This is a genomic window from Mycobacterium sp. NGS34 (assembly GCF_059812845.1).
Window position 1 is genome coordinate 228,251 of sequence record NZ_JCALDM010000007.1, and the last position, 16,439, is coordinate 244,689.

Annotated in this window: 14 protein-coding genes and 1 pseudogene; 10 read left to right on the forward strand and 5 right to left on the reverse strand. The window is 67.0% G+C overall.

Annotation, left to right across the window (positions count from 1 at the left end; genetic code table 11):
• Window positions 1-34 precede the first annotated feature (34 nt).
• From AC5Y7V_RS19270 to kstD, 3 genes are all read right to left on the reverse strand, one after another.
• Window positions 35-1,789, reverse strand: coding sequence for a patatin-like phospholipase family protein (locus tag AC5Y7V_RS19270; protein WP_499881628.1), 1,755 nt, complete (start codon window positions 1,787-1,789; stop codon window positions 35-37).
• Between the two features lie 144 nt (window positions 1,790-1,933).
• On the reverse strand, window positions 1,934-2,794 hold the full coding sequence (gene chsH3, locus AC5Y7V_RS19275) for an enoyl-CoA hydratase ChsH3 (RefSeq protein WP_499881629.1): 861 nt from the start codon (window positions 2,792-2,794) through the stop codon (window positions 1,934-1,936).
• A 1-nt stretch (window position 2,795) separates the two neighbouring features.
• Window positions 2,796-4,478: a 3-oxosteroid 1-dehydrogenase gene (kstD, locus tag AC5Y7V_RS19280; RefSeq protein WP_499881630.1), complete on the reverse strand. Its 1,683-nt coding sequence runs from the start codon at window positions 4,476-4,478 to the stop codon at window positions 2,796-2,798.
• A 74-nt stretch (window positions 4,479-4,552) separates the two neighbouring features.
• Here kstD and AC5Y7V_RS19285 point away from each other — a divergent pair, with 74 nt between their 5' ends.
• The 9 genes and pseudogenes from AC5Y7V_RS19285 to AC5Y7V_RS19325 all read left to right on the forward strand — a co-directional run bounded on the left by AC5Y7V_RS19285 (window position 4,553) and on the right by AC5Y7V_RS19325 (window position 14,165).
• Window positions 4,553-5,338 (forward strand): 2-keto-4-pentenoate hydratase, encoded by a 786-nt coding sequence (locus AC5Y7V_RS19285; RefSeq protein ID WP_499881632.1) that lies wholly within the window; start codon window positions 4,553-4,555, stop codon window positions 5,336-5,338.
• 51 nt (window positions 5,339-5,389) lie between these two features.
• Window positions 5,390-6,310 carry an acetaldehyde dehydrogenase (acetylating) gene (locus AC5Y7V_RS19290; protein WP_499881633.1) on the forward strand — a complete coding sequence of 307 codons (921 nt, stop codon included), beginning with the start codon at window positions 5,390-5,392 and terminating at the stop codon, window positions 6,308-6,310.
• Complete coding sequence (dmpG, locus tag AC5Y7V_RS19295) at window positions 6,307-7,362, forward strand: 4-hydroxy-2-oxovalerate aldolase (protein WP_499881634.1); 1,056 nt, start codon at window positions 6,307-6,309, stop codon at window positions 7,360-7,362. Before AC5Y7V_RS19290 ends, dmpG begins: the two co-directional genes overlap by 4 nt.
• A gap of 124 nt (window positions 7,363-7,486) precedes the next feature.
• Window positions 7,487-9,256 carry a PPE family protein gene (locus AC5Y7V_RS19300; RefSeq protein WP_499881635.1) on the forward strand — a complete coding sequence of 590 codons (1,770 nt, stop codon included), beginning with the start codon at window positions 7,487-7,489 and terminating at the stop codon, window positions 9,254-9,256.
• Between the two features lie 204 nt (window positions 9,257-9,460).
• Window positions 9,461-9,983 (forward strand): annotated as a pseudogene (locus AC5Y7V_RS19305) (PPE family protein); the annotation flags it as partial.
• A gap of 746 nt (window positions 9,984-10,729) precedes the next feature.
• The gene (locus AC5Y7V_RS19310; RefSeq protein WP_499881636.1) at window positions 10,730-11,026 is read left to right on the forward strand and encodes a hypothetical protein; all 297 of its coding nucleotides are present in this window, start codon (window positions 10,730-10,732) and stop codon (window positions 11,024-11,026) included.
• A gap of 87 nt (window positions 11,027-11,113) precedes the next feature.
• The gene (locus AC5Y7V_RS19315) at window positions 11,114-12,241 is read left to right on the forward strand and encodes a hypothetical protein (protein WP_499881637.1); all 1,128 of its coding nucleotides are present in this window, start codon (window positions 11,114-11,116) and stop codon (window positions 12,239-12,241) included.
• A complete protein-coding gene (locus tag AC5Y7V_RS19320; protein ID WP_499881638.1) occupies window positions 12,238-13,020 on the forward strand; it encodes an SDR family oxidoreductase in 783 nt (260 codons plus the stop codon). The genes AC5Y7V_RS19315 and AC5Y7V_RS19320 overlap by 4 nt, the downstream gene beginning before the upstream one ends.
• Window positions 13,020-14,165 carry a sulfotransferase family protein gene (locus AC5Y7V_RS19325; RefSeq protein ID WP_499881639.1) on the forward strand — a complete coding sequence of 382 codons (1,146 nt, stop codon included), beginning with the start codon at window positions 13,020-13,022 and terminating at the stop codon, window positions 14,163-14,165. Before AC5Y7V_RS19320 ends, AC5Y7V_RS19325 begins: the two co-directional genes overlap by 1 nt.
• 12 nt (window positions 14,166-14,177) lie before the next feature.
• On the opposite strand, the gene AC5Y7V_RS19330 is transcribed toward AC5Y7V_RS19325, so the two are convergent.
• Window positions 14,178-14,624: a hypothetical protein gene (locus AC5Y7V_RS19330; protein ID WP_499881640.1), complete on the reverse strand. Its 447-nt coding sequence runs from the start codon at window positions 14,622-14,624 to the stop codon at window positions 14,178-14,180.
• 4 nt (window positions 14,625-14,628) lie between these two features.
• Window positions 14,629-15,792: a 3-ketosteroid-9-alpha-monooxygenase, oxygenase component gene (locus AC5Y7V_RS19335; RefSeq protein ID WP_499881641.1), complete on the reverse strand. Its 1,164-nt coding sequence runs from the start codon at window positions 15,790-15,792 to the stop codon at window positions 14,629-14,631.
• Window positions 15,793-15,909: 117 nt separating this feature from the next.
• On the opposite strand from AC5Y7V_RS19335, the gene AC5Y7V_RS19340 reads away from it, so the two are divergent.
• Window positions 15,910-16,434 (forward strand): gamma carbonic anhydrase family protein, encoded by a 525-nt coding sequence (locus AC5Y7V_RS19340; protein ID WP_499881642.1) that lies wholly within the window; start codon window positions 15,910-15,912, stop codon window positions 16,432-16,434.
• Window positions 16,435-16,439 lie beyond the last annotated feature (5 nt).

A 16,439-nucleotide genomic window follows, 5' to 3' on the forward strand; every position in this document is an offset into this window, starting at 1 on the left:
AGCTGTTTGCTGCAGGGGTAATCGTATCCGACGCTCAGCGAACCAGGGTGGGCTGCGCTTCGAGAGCCGCCCGGGCCGCGATCCGCCCGGCATTCAGCGCGGCATCGATGTTTCTGAAGTCCAACGGACCGATCGCTGAGACGTCCGGCTCGATGATCGCCGTGACCCGAGGGAGCTCGCGCAGGTTCCACTTGGGGGCCGCGAGTTCGACGCTGCGAAGCAGCGTGTCTTGCAGCGGTGGCAGGGCCGCGTCAGTGCCGGTCACGAGGCGCCGGATGAAAGCAGGAGGCTGGAGCTTTGCCGGCAGCGGGCCAAAGCCCTTCGATGGCACCCACGTTGTGCGCAGATCGACGCATATCACTTCGCCGTCCGGGTCGGCGCACATCACGTCGGCCGGGAGGATGTTCATCAGTCCGCCGTCGACGAGGAGCCGCTCGCGATGTTGCACAGGCGGCAGGAGGCCGGGTATCGAGATCGATGCGCGCACGGCGACCCACAGCAGCCCACGCCGATGGATGATCTGATCGCCCGTGATGATGTCGGTCGAAATGGAGAAGAACTCCCTCGGCAGATGCTCGATCAGGGTGGTGCTGCCGAAGAATCCCTCTATCAGGCGGTCGACACGGCGACCTCGCGTGAGGGCTATCGCGGGGATCGTGTAGTCGCTGACCGGCTTGGTCTCCGCAACGTACTTCCGCGCCGCCGCGGTGCAATCCCGCGCGTCCAGCCCCAGCGCGAAGGTGGCGGCAGCGAGGGCGCCGGAACTGGTTCCGCCGAACCGGTCGATGACGACGCCCGCCCGCGTGAGCTCTTCGTAGACCCCGTAATGCGCGAGGCCCCGCGCGCCCCCGCCGCCCAGGACGAGGCCCAGGGACCGGCCGGCGATTCTGCGGGCCAGCGCGCCGATTCCGTCGTCGTCGGCGGGGTGATGCGAGACCGGCTGCAGCAGATCCCACCAGCTCGGGTCCGGCACGACGCCGCAAGTGACCAGGTGGACCGGCCCTTGCGTCACGGGTGGTTCGAGCGCTTCCGGCGGATCGGTTTGATCGGCAAGGACCACGACGCGGTCGCTTTGCGCGGTGACATAGCGTCGCCAGCTGTCGCCCGAGCCCCGATCGGCCACCAACAAGACCCAATCGTTGCTTCGCTCGACGCGGTCGAGGGTCTCGCTGAACGCTTCGACGAGCTCGCCGTAATGATTGGCCGCAGCCGTTGTTTCGACGGGCGGCGCGACGGCGGCGGCGCGACCGTGCGATCTCAGCCGAGTCGCGATCGCCTCGACGATCGGCATCGCGACCGCATTTCCGGTCGACACCACGCCGACTACCCGGCGACCGCGGGAGACGGTGGCGGCTCGTGACTCGCGAAGCATTACCGCCATCGCCCGGAACATCGCCGACTGCAGTTGCGGCGCCTTGGCGAGCACCTCGCTGAACGTGTCAGCGTCGATCCTCCAGACGACGCCGTCCCGAAGGGCGCGTACTCCGGCCGAGCGAGCGGCGCCAGTGATCACGCCCAGGTCTCCGATCGAGTCACCGGACGCCATCTCACGAATCACCTGTCCGTCGACGCTGATGGCCGCGAATCGTCCCGAGGCGATCACATAGATGGCGTCCGACGGGTCGCCCATGTGAAAGAGCCATTCGTTGGCGGGGACGTGCTGGCGACCTACGGCCTTCGTGAGCAGGTCGAGTTGTTCGTCGCCGATCTCGGCGAATATCGGAATGCTCCGCAGTGCGGTTCGCTCGTCGGCCGCACGCGGTTCGGGCGACTGCCCTTCAGCGACCATGAAAGGACGAAAGCATATTGTGCCGTTTAGCGGTAGTCCGCACGGCGCAGAGGCGCGATGCGGGGCGTTGGTTCGCCGACCGTGCGGCCAGCCGCACAGTCGAGACCGAACGTGCGGCTGGCCGCACACTCGGCAACGACCGGCTTACGCGGGGACCAGCTCGACGCCGCTGAGCACGACGGCGTTGTCGCGCGACGGCGCGACAACGCTGCCCACGAAGCGGCCGTTCTCCTTCCAGATGCCGACCTTGAGGGTCTCACCGGGGAAGGCCACGCCGGCGAACCGCGCGCCGTATGCGCCCACCGCGCCGGCGTCGCCGTCGAGCACCGCGTCGGTGATCGCCTTGCAGGTCATGCCGTAGGTGCACAGGCCGTGCAGGATCGGCCTGGGAAACCCTGCGGCGGCGGCGAATTCGGGGTCGGAGTGCAGCGGGTTGCGGTCGCCGCAGAGCCGGTACAGCAGCGCCTGCTGCGGCAGGATCGGCACGTCGACCTCCAGGTCGGGGGCCCGGTCCGGCGCGATGTCCGACGAGGACGGGCCGCGCTCACCGCCGAAGCCGCCCTCGCCGCGGGCGAAGATCGACCGCCGCTGCGTCCACAGCAGTGTCCCGTCCGGCGCGCTGACCGTCGTCTCGCTCCAGATCACCGCGGCCTTGCCCTTGTCCCAGATGTCGGTGAACCGGGTGACGGCCTTCGCGGATCCCGACGGCGGCAGCGGCCCGGGCACCTCGACCCGCTCGCTGGCGTGCAACACCTTGGCCAGCTCGATGTCGATGCCGGGGAATCGCACCGTCGGCGGCGTGGTCATGTGAAAGGTGGCGGCGACGTTGCCGAACGTCGGCAATACCTGTGGGGTGTCGTCCACCAGATAGCGCAGCTCGCGGGGATCCATCGGGTCCGAGCCGGCGCCCAACCCCAGGTGATAGAGCTGGATATCGCTGCTCTCCCAAGAGAATTCGATGGGGTCCAGCTCTGCGTTCAGCGCGACGTCGACATCGATCGGCATCTCAGTTAGCCCCCGCGATGTGTAGCGCCGCCAGATAACCGAAAGTCATCGCCGGCCCGATGGTGCCGCCCGGCCCCGGGTAGGTGTGGCCCATCACCGGGGCGCTGACGTTGCCCGCCGCATAGAGGCCTTCGATGATGCTGCCGTCGTCGCGCAGCGCCCGCCCGTGTACGTCGGTGCGGATTCCGCCCTTGGTGCCCAGGTCGCCGGGCACCATCTTGGCGGCGTAGAAGGGCGCGTGGCTGATCTCGCCGAGGTTGGCGTTCGGCTTGTTGGTGGGGTCGCCGTAGTAGCGATCGTAGGCGCTCTCGCCGCGGTGGTAGTCCTCGTCGACGCCGGAGCGCGCGAAGCCGTTGAAACGCTCGACGGTCGCCACCAGGTCGGCCGCCGGGAGACCGGCCTTCTCGGCCAGCTGCTCGAGCGTGTCGGCCTGGATGATCACGCCGGATTCCAGCCACTTGCGTGGGATGCGTTGCCCCGGTTGCAGTCCCGCGAAGATGTAGCGGTCGCGGTACTGCTGGTCGAACACCAGCCACGCCGGGATGTTCTCGCCGGGTCCGGGGCCCTGGCCGAATTCCCCGCCGTACATGTGGTGGCAGGCCTCGACGTAGGGCATCGACTCGTTCATGAAGCGCTTGCCCGACATGTTGACGATGATCGACCCCGGCGAGTTGCGCTCGGACAGCGCGAACCACGGCGCGCCCACCAGCGGCACCGTCGGGCCCCACCAGGCGTCCTCCATCAGATCCAGTGCGGCGCCGAGCTTTTCGCCCGCGACGATGCCGTCGCCGGTGTTGGCCTTGGCCCCGACGGTCCACTCCGTGGTGATCGGGGCTCGCTGATACTTCACCCGCATCTGCTCGTTGTGCTCGAACCCACCGCTCGCCAGGATCACGCCGCGCCGCGCCCGGATCAGCTGCGGCTCGGTCGATTCCGATGCGGCCGAGTCGCGAACGAACACGCCCCGCACCACGCCGTCCTCGACGTAGAGGTCGGTGAGCGCGGTGCTGAGTTGCACGGGAACGCCGGCGCGCTGCAAGCCGATGCGCAGCGGCCCGATCAGCGCGCGGCCCATGCCGACCAGGTTCTTGCCGGTCGCCTTGGCCCACATCGTGCGCGCGCCCACCTTCAGGCTGCGCGCCACGCCCCGCGGATGCCGCTTGAGCTGGTTCAGGCGCACGTAGTCCTGTTGCATCACAACGACGTTCAGCGGCACCTTGCCGTACGCGGGCTCCAGCCCCGCCTCGTCGGCGCCGAGCTTGCGGGCGTTGAACGGCTTGGGCTCGATCGACCGCCCGTCCGCGCGGCCGCCCGGCGCCTCGGGATAGTAGTCGGAATAGCGCGGCACCCAGCACATCTTCAGGGGCGTGTGCTTCAGCACGAAGGAGAGCATCTCGGGTCCGCGCTCGAGGTAGGTGTCGATGCGCTCCGGCTCCACGATGTCGCCGATGATTCCGTGCAGGTAGGTGCGGGCCGCCTCCGGCGTGTCCCGCACACCGTCGCGCTTGAGCACCTCGTTGTTCGGAATCCAGACCCCGCCCCCGGACCGCGCGGTGGAGCCGCCGAAATGCGCGGCCTTCTCGATGACTACTGTCGAAAGGCCACGGTGCGCGGCGGCAAGGGCGGCAACCATGCCGGCTCCGCCGCTCCCGACCACGACGACGTCGTACTCCTGCCCTGTCATGTAGAACACGTTATAGAATTGCCCGGGTTGGGCGCTACTGGCCCGGTCAAACGAACTAAGGGGACTTCCGGGAAATGCTCGATGTTGCGATCCGCGAGGAGCTGGCCGCCGACCTGGCGCAAGCCGAGCGCAGCCGTGAGCCCATCAGACCGTTGACCGCCGCTTACCCGGACATCGACGTCGTCGACGCGTACGAGATTCAGCTGATCAACATCCGTCAGCGCGTCGCCGAGGGCGCCCGGGTGCTGGGCCACAAGGTGGGCCTGTCGTCGCTGGCGATGCAGCAGATGATGGGGGTCGACGAGCCGGACTACGGCCACCTGCTCGACGAGATGCAGGTGTTCGAGGACGTCCCGGTCAAGGCCGGCCGCTACCTGTTCCCCCGGGTCGAGGTGGAGGTCGGTTTCATCCTGTCCGACGACCTGCCCGGCGCCGGCTGCACCGAAGACGACGTGCTGGCGGCCACCGAGGCGCTGGTGCCGTCGATCGAGCTGATCGACACGCGCATCACCGACTGGAAGATCGCGCTGTGCGACACCATCGCCGACAACGCCTCGTCGGCGGGCTTCGTGCTCGGCCAGGCGAGGGTGTCGCCGGCCGACATCGACGTCAAGGCGATCGACGCGGTCCTGACCCGCAACGGCGAGGTGATCGCCGAGGGCCGCAGCGACGCGGTTCTGGGCAACCCCGTCACGGCGGTCGCGTGGTTGTCCCGCAAGGTGGAAAGCTTCGGGGTGCGGCTGCGAAAAGGTGACATCGTGTTACCCGGATCGTGCACGCGGGCGATAGATGCCCGCGCCGGTGACGAGTTCGTCGCGGACTTCACGGGCCTCGGTTCGGTGCGTTTGTCGTTTGAATAGGCACGGATTAGTTTTGAATCAGTCGCTTTAAAGCTGCGAATTAGGAGCATCATGCCGTCCAAGGCGAGTGTGGCCATTGTCGGGTCGGGAAACATCAGCACTGACCTGCTCTACAAGCTTCTCCGATCGGACTGGCTGGAACCGCGCTGGATGGTGGGCATCGATCCGGAAAGCGAGGGCCTGGCGCGGGCCCGCAAGCTGGGCCTGGAGACCACCCACGAGGGGGTCGACTGGTTGCTGGCGCAGCCGGAGAAACCTGATCTGGTGTTCGAGGCGACCAGCGCCTACGTGCACCGGGACGCGGCGCCGAAATACGCGGCCGCGGGCATCCGGGCGATCGACCTGACGCCGGCCGCGGTGGGCCCGGCGGTGATCCCGCCGGCGAACCTGCGGGAGCATCTGGAGGCGCCCAACGTCAACATGATCACCTGCGGCGGGCAGGCGACCATCCCGATCGTCTACGCCGTCTCCCGGGTCGTCGAGGTGCCGTACGCCGAGATCGTCGCGTCGGTGGCCTCGGTGTCGGCGGGTCCGGGGACCCGCGCCAACATCGACGAGTTCACCAAGACCACGTCGCGCGGTGTGCAGACCATCGGCGGCGCCACGCGCGGCAAGGCGATCATCATCCTGAACCCCGCCGACCCGCCGATGATCATGCGCGACACCATCTTCTGCGCCATCCCCGAGGACGCCGACCGCGAGGCGATCGCCAAGTCCATCCACGACGTCGTCGCCGAGGTGCAGACCTACGTGCCCGGCTACCGGTTGCTCAACGAGCCGCAGTTCGACGACCCGTCGCTCAACTCCGGCGGCCAGGCCCTGGTCACCACCTTCGTCGAGGTCGAGGGTGCCGGGGACTACCTGCCGCCGTATGCGGGCAACCTCGACATCATGACCGCGGCGGCCACCAAGGTCGGCGAGGAGATCGCGAAGGAATCCCTGTCGACGACGACGGGAGGAGCGCAAGCATGAGTGACATCTTCTTCAACCCCATCTGGGACGTGCGGATGACCGACACGTCGCTGCGCGACGGGTCGCACCACAAGCGCCACCAGTTCACCAAGGACGAGGTGGGCGCCATCGTGGCCGCCCTGGACGCCGCGGGGGTGCCCGTCATCGAGGTGACCCACGGCGACGGGCTGGGCGGCTCGAGCTTCAACTACGGGTTCTCCAAGACGCCCGAGCAGGAGCTGATCAAGCTCGCGGCCGAGACCGCGAAAGAGGCCAAGATCGCGTTCCTGATGCTGCCCGGGGTGGGCACCAAGGAGGACATCAAGGAAGCGCAGGACAACGGCGGCTCGATCTGCCGGATCGCCACGCACTGCACCGAGGCCGACGTATCGATCCAGCACTTCGGGCTGGCCCGCGAGCTGGGCCTGGAAACCGTCGGCTTCCTGATGATGTCCCACACCATCGCGCCGGAGAAGCTGGCGGCGCAGGCGCGCATCATGGCCGACGCCGGATGTCAGTGCGTCTACGTGGTCGACTCGGCCGGGGCGCTGGTGCTCGAAGGCGTGCGCGACCGGGTGGCGGCGCTGGTTGCCGAGCTGGGCGACGACGCCCAGGTCGGTTTCCACGGCCACGAAAACCTCGGCCTGGGCGTGGCCAACTCGGTGGAGGCCGTCCGCGCCGGGGCCAAGCAGATCGACGGCTCGTGCCGGCGGTTCGGGGCCGGCGCGGGCAACGCGCCCGTCGAGGCGCTGATCGGGGTCTTCGACAAGATCGGCGTGAAGACCGGCATCGACTTCTTCGACATCGCCGATGCCGCCGAGGACGTCGTGCGCCCCGCGATGCCGGCCGAATGCGTGTTGGACCGCAACGCCCTGATCATGGGCTACTCGGGCGTCTACTCCAGCTTCCTGAAACACGCCGTCCGACAGGCCGAACGCTACGGCGTGCCCGCGCACGCGCTGCTGCACCGGGCCGGCCAGCGCAAGCTCATCGGCGGCCAGGAAGACCAACTCATCGACATCGCGCTGGAAATCAAGCGCGAGCAAGAGGACGGTGCGGTCGTCACGCACTGACGAGGTCCTGATGCCGGGTGGCCACGGTAGCCGCCCAATTTGCCGAAACCCGAGACGGCGCGCCCCTGGTTGCTTTACCGTTCGGTGTCGTCGTAGGCATTCGGGCTGAAAAGGACTACACCACATGAGTTTTATGGCGTTGCCACCGGAGATCAATTCTTTGCTCATGTTTTCCGGTGCGGGATCCGCGCCGTTGCTAGAGGCGGCGGCGGCGTGGGACGGGCTGGCGTCGGAGTTGGGTGCGGCGGCGTCGTCATTCTCCTCGGTGACCTCGGGGTTGGCCGGCCAGTCGTGGCAAGGGCCGGCGTCGCAGGCGATGGCCGCGGCGGCCGCCCCCTACAGCGGGTGGCTGAGCGCCGCCGCGACGCAGGCCTCCGGCGCGGCCGGGCAGGCGCGGGCGGTGGTGAGCGCTTTCGAAGCGGCGCAGGCCGCGACCGTGCAGCCGATCATGGTGGAGCTGAACCGCAATTCGTTTGTCCAGACGGTGATGTCGAATTGGTTCGGGCTGAACGCCCCGGCGATCGCACAGTTGGAGTCCGAGTACGAGGAGATGTGGGCGCGCGACGTCTCGGCGATGTCGGGCTACTACTCGGGGGCGTCGGCCGCGGCCGCCGGGCTGACCCCGGCGCAGACCCTGCAGGACCTGCTGGCCGGCCTGCCCAACATCGGCATCGGCAACCAGGGCGGCACCGGGAACTTGGGCAGCGGCAACAACGGCGGACAGAACCTTGGCAACGGCAACATAGGCAGCGGAAACTTCGGCGGCGGCAACAAAGGCAGCTCCAACCTGGGCAGCGGCAACACCGGCAATTTCAACATGGGCAGCGGGAACAACGGCAATGGCAACTTCGGCAATGGCAATGGGGTGAACACGACTCCGAGCAGCGGAAACTATGGCGACGGAAACATCGGAAATAACAACTTCGGCAGCGGGAACAACGGCAACGGCAACATCGGCCTCGGCAATGCGGGCAACGCCAACGTCGGCATAGGAAATAGTGGCAGCAACAATGCGGGAGCCGGCAACACCGGGTCTGGTAACCAAGGTTTCGGGAACAGCGGAATCGGCAACATCGGTTTCGGCAACAGCGGAAACAACAACATCGGTATCGGAATGACCGGAAACGGTCAAGTGGGCATCAACCTCGCCGGCCTGCTCAATTCCGGCAGCGGCAACATCGGGTTGTTCAATTCCGGCAACAACAACATCGGGTTCTTCAACTCCGGCGACGGCAATGTCGGAATTTTCAACTCGAGCGTCGGCAATGTCGGCGTCGGAAACTCGGGCACCATGGTCGGCGGCGTCATGGCGGGTCACAACACGGGTCTCTTCAATTCGGGTGGTCTGGACACGGGCCTGTTCAACGGCGGCGCCCTGGACAGCGGCATCGGCAACGGCGGCGCGGGGAACTTCGGCTACGGCAACTCGGGTCAGCTCAACGCCGGCTTCTTCAATTCGGGCCTGCTGAACACCGGCAACTTCAATTCGGGAACCGTGAACACCGGCGACTTCAACTCCGGTCAGGTGAACACCGGCAGCGCCAACTCCGGGAACCTCAACACCGGTGCCTTCAACTCGGGGTCGGTGAACACCGGCGTCGGAGCCATCGCTGTCGGCCCCGGCAACACCTCGGGCTTCGGCAACACCGGCTCCTTCACCTCCGGGTTCTTCAACTCGGGCGGCACCAGCTCCGGCCTGTTCAACGCGGCCAACAGCAGCTCGGGTTACGAGAACCTGGCGGGCGCGCTGCAGACGGCGGGCATCGCGAACTCGGGCCACCAAGACGCTGGCCTGGGGAACTCCGGCTCGGTGGTCAGCGGCATCTTCAACTCGGGTGCCATCAGCTCGGGTGGGTTCAATCGGTCCAACAACCAGTCGGGCTTCGGCCACTGACGTCACAGGTGACGTGGGCGCTGCCGACGACCTTGAAATCGCTGTTGTCGCGTATCACGCCCCCCGCTTCTCATAGAATGCTTTGAAACCGGCGGAAGGTGCTGATCCGCCGTCGGCCTTGGCTTAGCGTTAGATCGACTGCACGTATCGCTAGGGGATGTTGTGAGCTTCTTTGGGTTGCCGCCGGAGATCAATTCGCTGCGGATGTACATGGGCGCCGGTTCGGGTCCGATGCTGGCGGCCGCGGCGGCGTGGAACGGCCTGGCCTCTGAGTTGTCGTCTGCCGCGCAGTCGTTTGCGTCGGTGACGTCGACGCTGGCCGGCCAGGCCTGGCAGGGTGCGGCGGCGCAGGCGATGGCGGCTGCGGCCGCTCCGTACGCCGGGTGGCTGAACGCGGCGGCATCCCAGGCCGCCGGGGCGGCGGCCCAAGCGCAGGCGGTCGTCAGCGCATTCGAGTCCGCGCTCGCGGCGACGGTGCATCCCTTGGAGGTGGAGGCCAACCGCAACGGCTTGGTCAACCTGGTGATGAGCAACCTGTTCGGGCAGAACTGGCCCGCGATCGCCGAGACCGAGTTCAACTACCTGGAGATGTGGGCCCAGGACGTGACGGCGATGGTGGGCTACCACGGCGGGGCGGCGGCGGCGGCCGGGCAACTGCTGTCGGGGCAGGCGAGTCTGCCGGCGATTCCGAGCCTGCCCGGGCTGGGCGGCATCGGCGCCGGCGCCTCTGGCCCGGCCGGCGGCACCGCAACCGCCGGCGCGGGCGGTGCGGCCGCGGCCGCCTCGAGCGGCGGGGGCGGCGGGGGCGCGGGTGGCGTGGCCGCCGGTGGCGCCGCGTCCGGCGGCGGAGGCGACGGCGCCGGGGGTGCGGCCGCCGTCGGGGGTGCGGACAGCGGTTACACGAGTGGTGTCGGCGCAACCGATCCCAACGCCGGCGTCGCAGCCGCGGGCGGCGGCTACGCCGGCACCGGAGACGTGGGCGCGGCGAACGCCGGTGCCGTGGGTGGCGGTGGCGGCGGCAGCGCCGGCATGCTCGGGGCCGGTGGCATGGGGGCGATGATGATGATGTCGGCTGCGGCGGCGGGTTCGTCGAGCTCGTCGACCGGGCCGTCTGCGCCGCCGATCCCGCCGGCCAAGGCCGCGGAGGAAACCCCGCCCGCCGCGCCTCCGGTGGAGGAACCGGTGGCCGCGGAAGTCGAGGAAGCCATTCCGGTGGCCGCCACCCCGCTCGGGACGACACAGGCCGCCGCCGGGCCGGCCGCGGAGATCTCGGCGGCCAAACCCAGGGCTGCGGAGACGGCGGAGGCGGGGGAGCGCGAGCGAGTGGCGCTGGCGCTCGACGAACCGCCGGAGCAGGAAGCTCGGGCCAACTAACCGTCGCCGCGGAGCGCCGGTACCAGGCGCTGAGGGCGGTCCGCGCATGGACGCCGCGGGTAGTGTTGATCGGGACGTCTCTGGCAAGGGAGGGATCCGATGACCGTGAAAACTCTCAGCAATCTTCGGCGCGGACTGTGCGGCCTGGTTGCCGCCGGTCTGCTGAGTGCCCCGGTAATGGTCGCGTTGCCGGCTAACGCGGCTCCCGACTGTCCACCCGATCAGACGGTGGGCAACTCCATCGACTCGTACCTGACCCGGCATCCGGACGTGAAGGCGCAACTGCAGGCCAAATCTCAGGCCGAGGGTGGCGGCGGCAACGTCATGGACTACCTGAGTCGCCATCCCGACGTGCGGCAGCACCTGATCGATCTGTCCCAGCAGTGCGTGCCCTAGTGAGCGGGTGTCGTCTTTAAACGTCGTGGACGACGCGCGGGAACGTTCGCCATTGACTAAAAAGTAGAACACGTTCTAGGTTTAGGCGTGTTCTCTGATCCCCTCAACGAAGCCATCGCCGAAGCCGAAAAACTCGTCGCGGCCGCACCGTTTATCGAGACCGAAGCCGACCTGCTCGAAGGACTGCAGTACCTGGGTGGCTGCATTGCCGCGTGCGAGCATCTCGCCTTCGACTACGACCGCGACCATCCGTTCCTGCAGTCGGGCACCGGGCCGTTCACCAAGATGGGCCTCGACAACCCCGACACCCTCTACTTCGGCACCCGGGTGCATGCGGGCCATGAGTACGTGGTCACCGGCAGGCGCGGCACGACCACCGACCTGAGCTTCCAACTGCTCGGCGGCGAGTACACCGATGACAACGTTCCCGCCAGCCAGGCCGCGTTCGACGACCGAGAGCTCGACATCGCCGAAGACGGCAGCTTCGAGTGGCGGGTGCGTCCCACCAGCGCGGGTCAATTGGTGATGCGCGAGGTCTACGGCGACTGGTCGGCGCAGCGCGGCACCCTGGCGATCGCCCGAACTGATACTGCTGGCACCGCCCCGCCGCCGCTAACTCGCGAAATGATCGAAAGGCGTTACGCGACAGCGGGAAAGCAGCTGGTTCAGCGGGTGAAGACCTGGCTGCAATTTCCGCAGTGGTTCTATGACAATCTCCCGGTCAACACCATGGTGGCGCCCCGGCTGACGCCGGGCGGACTGGCCACGCAGTACTCGTCGGTCGGGCACTGGGATCTGCGGCCCGACCAGGCGCTGCTGATCACCATTCCGGTCAGCGACGCGCCCTACCTCGGCTTCCAGCTTGGCAGCCTCTGGTACATCTCGCTGGACTACATCAACCATCAGACCTCGCTGAACAACACTCAGGCGCAAGCGGATCCGGACGGCAAGGTGCGCATCGTCGTTGCCGACCAGAATCCGGGTGTCACCAATTGGGTCGAGACCCTCGGCCACCGGCGCGGATACCTGCAGTTCCGCTGGCAGCGGGTGTCCCGTGAGCTCACCGACGCCGATGGTCCGACGGTCGAGCTGGTCGACCTCGACGCGGTGGCGAGCAAGTTGCCGTATTTCGGCCACAATAAGATCTCCGAGGACGACTGGCGTGCTCGAATTGCGCTGCGCCAACAACAAATTCAGGCAAGGATGCTGGGATGACGAAGTTGCTCGACGGCAGGGTTGTGGTTATCAGCGGTGTCGGCCCCGGTCTGGGTACCACGCTGGCGCACCGATGCACGCGGGAGGGTGCCGATCTGGTGCTGGCCGCGCGCACTCCCGAACGCCTGGACGACGTCGCCAAGCAGATCGCCGACGCCGGCGGGCGTGCGGTGACGGTGCGCACCGATATCACCGAGGACGACCAGGTGGCCAACCTGGTCGATGCCACGCTGGAGGCCTACGGCAAGGTCGACGTGCTGATCAACAACGCGTTCCGGGTGCCGTCGATGAAGCCGTTGGCCGCAACCAGCTTTCAGCACATCCGGGATGCGATCGAACTCAGCGCGCTCGGCGCGTTGCGGCTGATCCAGGCCTTCACCCCGGCGCTGGAAGAGGCAAAGGGATCGATCGTCAACGTCAATTCCATGGTGCTGCGCCACTCGCAGGCCAAATACGGCGCCTACAAGATGGCCAAGTCCGCTCTGTTGTCGATGTCGCAGTCGTTGGCGACCGAACTGGGTGAAAAGGGTATCCGGGTCAATTCCGTTGCACCCGGATATATCTGGGGCGAGACGCTACAGGCCTACTTCAACCATCAGGCTGGCAAGTACGGCACCACGGCCGAGCAGATCTACGAGGCCACCGCGGCCAACTCCGACCTCAAGCGACTGCCGACCGAGGACGAGGTGGCCTCGGCGATTCTGTTCATGGCCAGCGACCTGTCCAGCGGTATCACCGGACAGTGCTTGGATGTCAACTGCGGGGAGTATCACACCTGATGATCCAACGGACCAACGTCGGCACCGTCGAGGACCTGCAAGCGTCGGCAACCAAGCTGTGCGGGCTCGATGACTTCGGCGTCGACGACGACAACTACCGCGAGGCGTTGGGCGTGCTGTTGGACTCCTATCAGCGTGATGCGGGCCTCACTGAGTTGGGCAGCAAGATGAATCGGTTCTTCTTGCGCGGCGCCCTGGTGGCCCGGTTGTTCTCCGAGTCGGCATGGAAGCAGTACCCGCAGTACGTCGACGTGGCCATCGAGCGGCCGATCTTCGTCACCGGCCTGCCGCGCACCGGAACCACGATCTTGCACCGCCTGTTGGGCGCCGACCCGGTACACCAGGGCCTGCACCTGTGGCTGGCCGAGTTTCCCCAGCCGCGGCCGCCCCGCGACACCTGGGACGAAAACCCGTGGTACAGCGCGCTGAATGCCCAGTTCGAAAAGGCTCACTCGGAGAACCCGGAGTACACCGGCCTGCACTTCATGGCCGCCTACGAGCTGGAGGAGTGCTGGCAGCTGCTGCGCCAATCGCTGCATTCGGTGTCATACGAAACGCTGTCGCACCTGCCCACCTATTCGCGTTGGCTGTCGGAGCAGGACTGGACGCCGTCATACCAGCGGCACCGCCGCAACCTTCAGCTGATCGGCCTCAATGACGTCGAAAAGCGTTGGGTACTAAAGAATCCCAGCCATCTGTTTGCGCTCGATGCTCTGATGGCGACCTATCCCGATGCTCTGGTGATACAGACTCACCGGCCGGTGGAAACGATCCTGGCGTCGATGTGCTCGTTGGCGCAGCACACCGCCGAGGGCTGGTCGACGACCTTCTCCGGCGCCCAGATCGGTGCTGACAACATGGAAACCTGGTCGCGCGGTCTGCGGCTGTTCAACACCGCACGCGCCAAATACGATCCGGCCCAGTTCTACGACGTCGACTACCACGACTTGATCGCCGACCCGCTCGGGACGGTCGCCAACGTATACCGGCACTTCGCTATCCCGCTGACCGATGAGGCGCGAAAGGCCATGGAGGACAGCCACGCCGAGAGTCAGACCGGCGCCCGGGCTCCCAAGCACAAGTACTCCCTGGCCGACTACGGCCTGACCGCCGAGGTCGTCAAAGAGCGGTTTGCGGGGCTGTAGGCCCCGGCGGAGTCAGCCGTCGTCCGGATGGTCCAGGTAGCCCTCGGCGGCGGCGTGCTCGATGCTGTCGCTCAGCTTCGGGCAGGCGCGCGCACGCGCGGTGTCACCGCCGGATTCGCGAATCTCGTTGAAGTACGCGCAACGCTGCGCCGCCTGGGTGTTCCACTGCACCGCGGTGTGACCCGGGCCCAGCCTGCGCACCGTTACCGTGACGTGGCAGAACCGGCAATCCACCGGCAGCAGCCCCGACGTCAGGTAGCGCTCACGATCGGCCCGGCTGGCCTCGGCGACCGCGGCGGCGCGTTGCGGATCGTCGGCGAAATCCCTTGACTTTGACCAGGATCCGGACCCGCCGTTTCGCGCGGGCGATTCCTCGTGATCGGGGTGATCGCCGTGCAGCATCAGCATCGACCGGGCGAGCCGATCGACGTCCGGTACTGCCGGCTGATCGTCGGGCATGGTCCTAGTGTTGTTCGGCCGGAACCTCGGCGGATTCGGATTCCCTTGCCTTCAGGTTCTCCTCGACCTCGACGTTCCAGTGTTCGATGGCACGGGTGGTGTCGATTTCAATCTCGAAGCGCTCCACCATTTCCGGCGTGATGTCGGCGACGTCGACGTAGAACTGCTGATACCAGCGGCGCAGCTGGTAGACGGCGCCGTCCTCCTCGACCAGCAGCGGGTTGTCGATCCGGGTCTTGTGCTTCCAGATTTCGACGTCCTGCAGGAAACCCTTGCTGACACCTTCGGTGAAGACACGCGACAGCTTGTCGGTCATCTTTTCGTCCATGCCCTTTGGCTTTTCGACGATCACGCCCCACTGCAGCACGAACGAGTTCTGCGTGACCGGGTAGTGGCAGTTGATCAGGATCGACTCGGCCTTGTAGCCGCCGTAGCTGTTGTGCAGCCAGTTGATCATGAACGACGGCCCGAAGTACGACGCCTCCGAATCCAGGTGCGCCTCACCGTAAGACGTGCCCAGGTCGTCCACGTCGGGCCGGCCCACGTTGTGCAGGTACTGCGAGGCGATGTGGCCCTCGAAGACGTTCTTGAAGTACGTCGGCAACCCGAAATGGATGTAGAAGAAGTGCGCCATGTCGGTGACGTTGTCGATGATGTCGCGGCAGTTGGATCCCTCGATGAGGATGCGGTTCCACCGCCATTCGGTCCACTCGCCGCTGTGGGCTTCGGCGATGTCGGGGATCCGGACCGCTGGGTCCGGCGGGTTGCCCTCGTGGTCGTGCCAGACGAACAGCAGGCCGCCGCGCACGTCGGTGGCCCACGACCGGGTGCGCGCGGTCTTGGGCGTGCGCTTGGCGTACGGCACCAGCTTGCAGCGCCCGTCGCCGCCCCAGCGCCAGTCGTGGAACGGGCAGGCGACCTCGTCGCCCTTGATGGTGCCCTCGGACAGGTCGCCGCCCATGTGCCGGCAGTAGCCGTCGAGCACCTTGAGGTCGCCGTGGGAATCGGCGAAAACCACCAGCTTGGTGCCGAAAGCGTCCACGGAGTGCGGCTTGCCGTCCTGAAAGTCCTTCGCAACGCCCAGGCAGTGCCAGCCGCGCGCATATCTCGTCGGCAAGTCGCCGGGATCGATTTCCCGGATGCCGGCCGCCTTGGTGTCGGTACTCACCAGTCACCTCCAGTGCTCTCTAACTAGAACACGTTACAGTTTTTGGGCTCGATGGCGCAATGACCGCTGGTCTGGCCGGGTTACCGCCGGCGCGTCGGCGCAAGGTATATCTAGACGATGCCGCTGTTTGCTTTCGAGGGCCGGTCGCCGCGGATCGATCCGACAGCGTTCGTGGCCCCGACCGCGACCCTGATCGGTGACGTCACCGTCGAGGCGGGGGCGTCGGTCTGGTTCAACGCCGTGCTGCGCGGTGACTACGGGCCGATCGTCGTGCGGGAGGGCGCCAACGTCCAGGACGGTTCGGTGTTGCACGCGCCGCCCGGCATCCCGGTGGACGTCGGTCCGGGCGCGACGGTGGCGCACATGTGCGTGATCCACGGCGTGCACGTCGGGAAAGAGGCGCTGATCGCCAACCACGCCACCGTTTTGGACGGCGCGGTGATCGGCGCGCGCAGCCTGATCGCCGCCGGGTCACTGGTGCTGGCGGGCACCCAGATTCCGGCCGGGATGCTTGCCGTCGGCGCGCCGGCGCAGGTAAAGGGCCCGGTCGCCGGGACGGGCGCGGAGATGTGGATCAACGTCAACCCGCAGGCCTATCGTGACCTGGCGCAACGGCATTTGGCCGGGCTGGAGCCGATCTAGGGCTG

Bases quoted from the DNA above. Each gene is read 5' to 3' on its own strand.
- AC5Y7V_RS19270 (WP_499881628.1), bottom strand. From the start codon at position 1,789: ATGGTCGCTGAAGGGCAGTCGCCCGAACCGCGTGCGGCCGACGAGCGA.
- chsH3 (WP_499881629.1), bottom strand. From the start codon at position 2,794: ATGCCGATCGATGTCGACGTCGCGCTGAACGCAGAGCTGGACCCCATC.
- kstD (WP_499881630.1), bottom strand. From the start codon at position 4,478: ATGACAGGGCAGGAGTACGACGTCGTCGTGGTCGGGAGCGGCGGAGCC.
- AC5Y7V_RS19285 (WP_499881632.1), top strand. From the start codon at position 4,553: ATGCTCGATGTTGCGATCCGCGAGGAGCTGGCCGCCGACCTGGCGCAA.
- AC5Y7V_RS19290 (WP_499881633.1), top strand. From the start codon at position 5,390: ATGCCGTCCAAGGCGAGTGTGGCCATTGTCGGGTCGGGAAACATCAGC.
- dmpG (WP_499881634.1), top strand. From the start codon at position 6,307: ATGAGTGACATCTTCTTCAACCCCATCTGGGACGTGCGGATGACCGAC.
- AC5Y7V_RS19300 (WP_499881635.1), top strand. From the start codon at position 7,487: ATGAGTTTTATGGCGTTGCCACCGGAGATCAATTCTTTGCTCATGTTT.
- AC5Y7V_RS19310 (WP_499881636.1), top strand. From the start codon at position 10,730: ATGACCGTGAAAACTCTCAGCAATCTTCGGCGCGGACTGTGCGGCCTG.
- AC5Y7V_RS19320 (WP_499881638.1), top strand. From the start codon at position 12,238: ATGACGAAGTTGCTCGACGGCAGGGTTGTGGTTATCAGCGGTGTCGGC.
- AC5Y7V_RS19325 (WP_499881639.1), top strand. From the start codon at position 13,020: ATGATCCAACGGACCAACGTCGGCACCGTCGAGGACCTGCAAGCGTCG.
- AC5Y7V_RS19330 (WP_499881640.1), bottom strand. From the start codon at position 14,624: ATGCCCGACGATCAGCCGGCAGTACCGGACGTCGATCGGCTCGCCCGG.
- AC5Y7V_RS19340 (WP_499881642.1), top strand. From the start codon at position 15,910: ATGCCGCTGTTTGCTTTCGAGGGCCGGTCGCCGCGGATCGATCCGACA.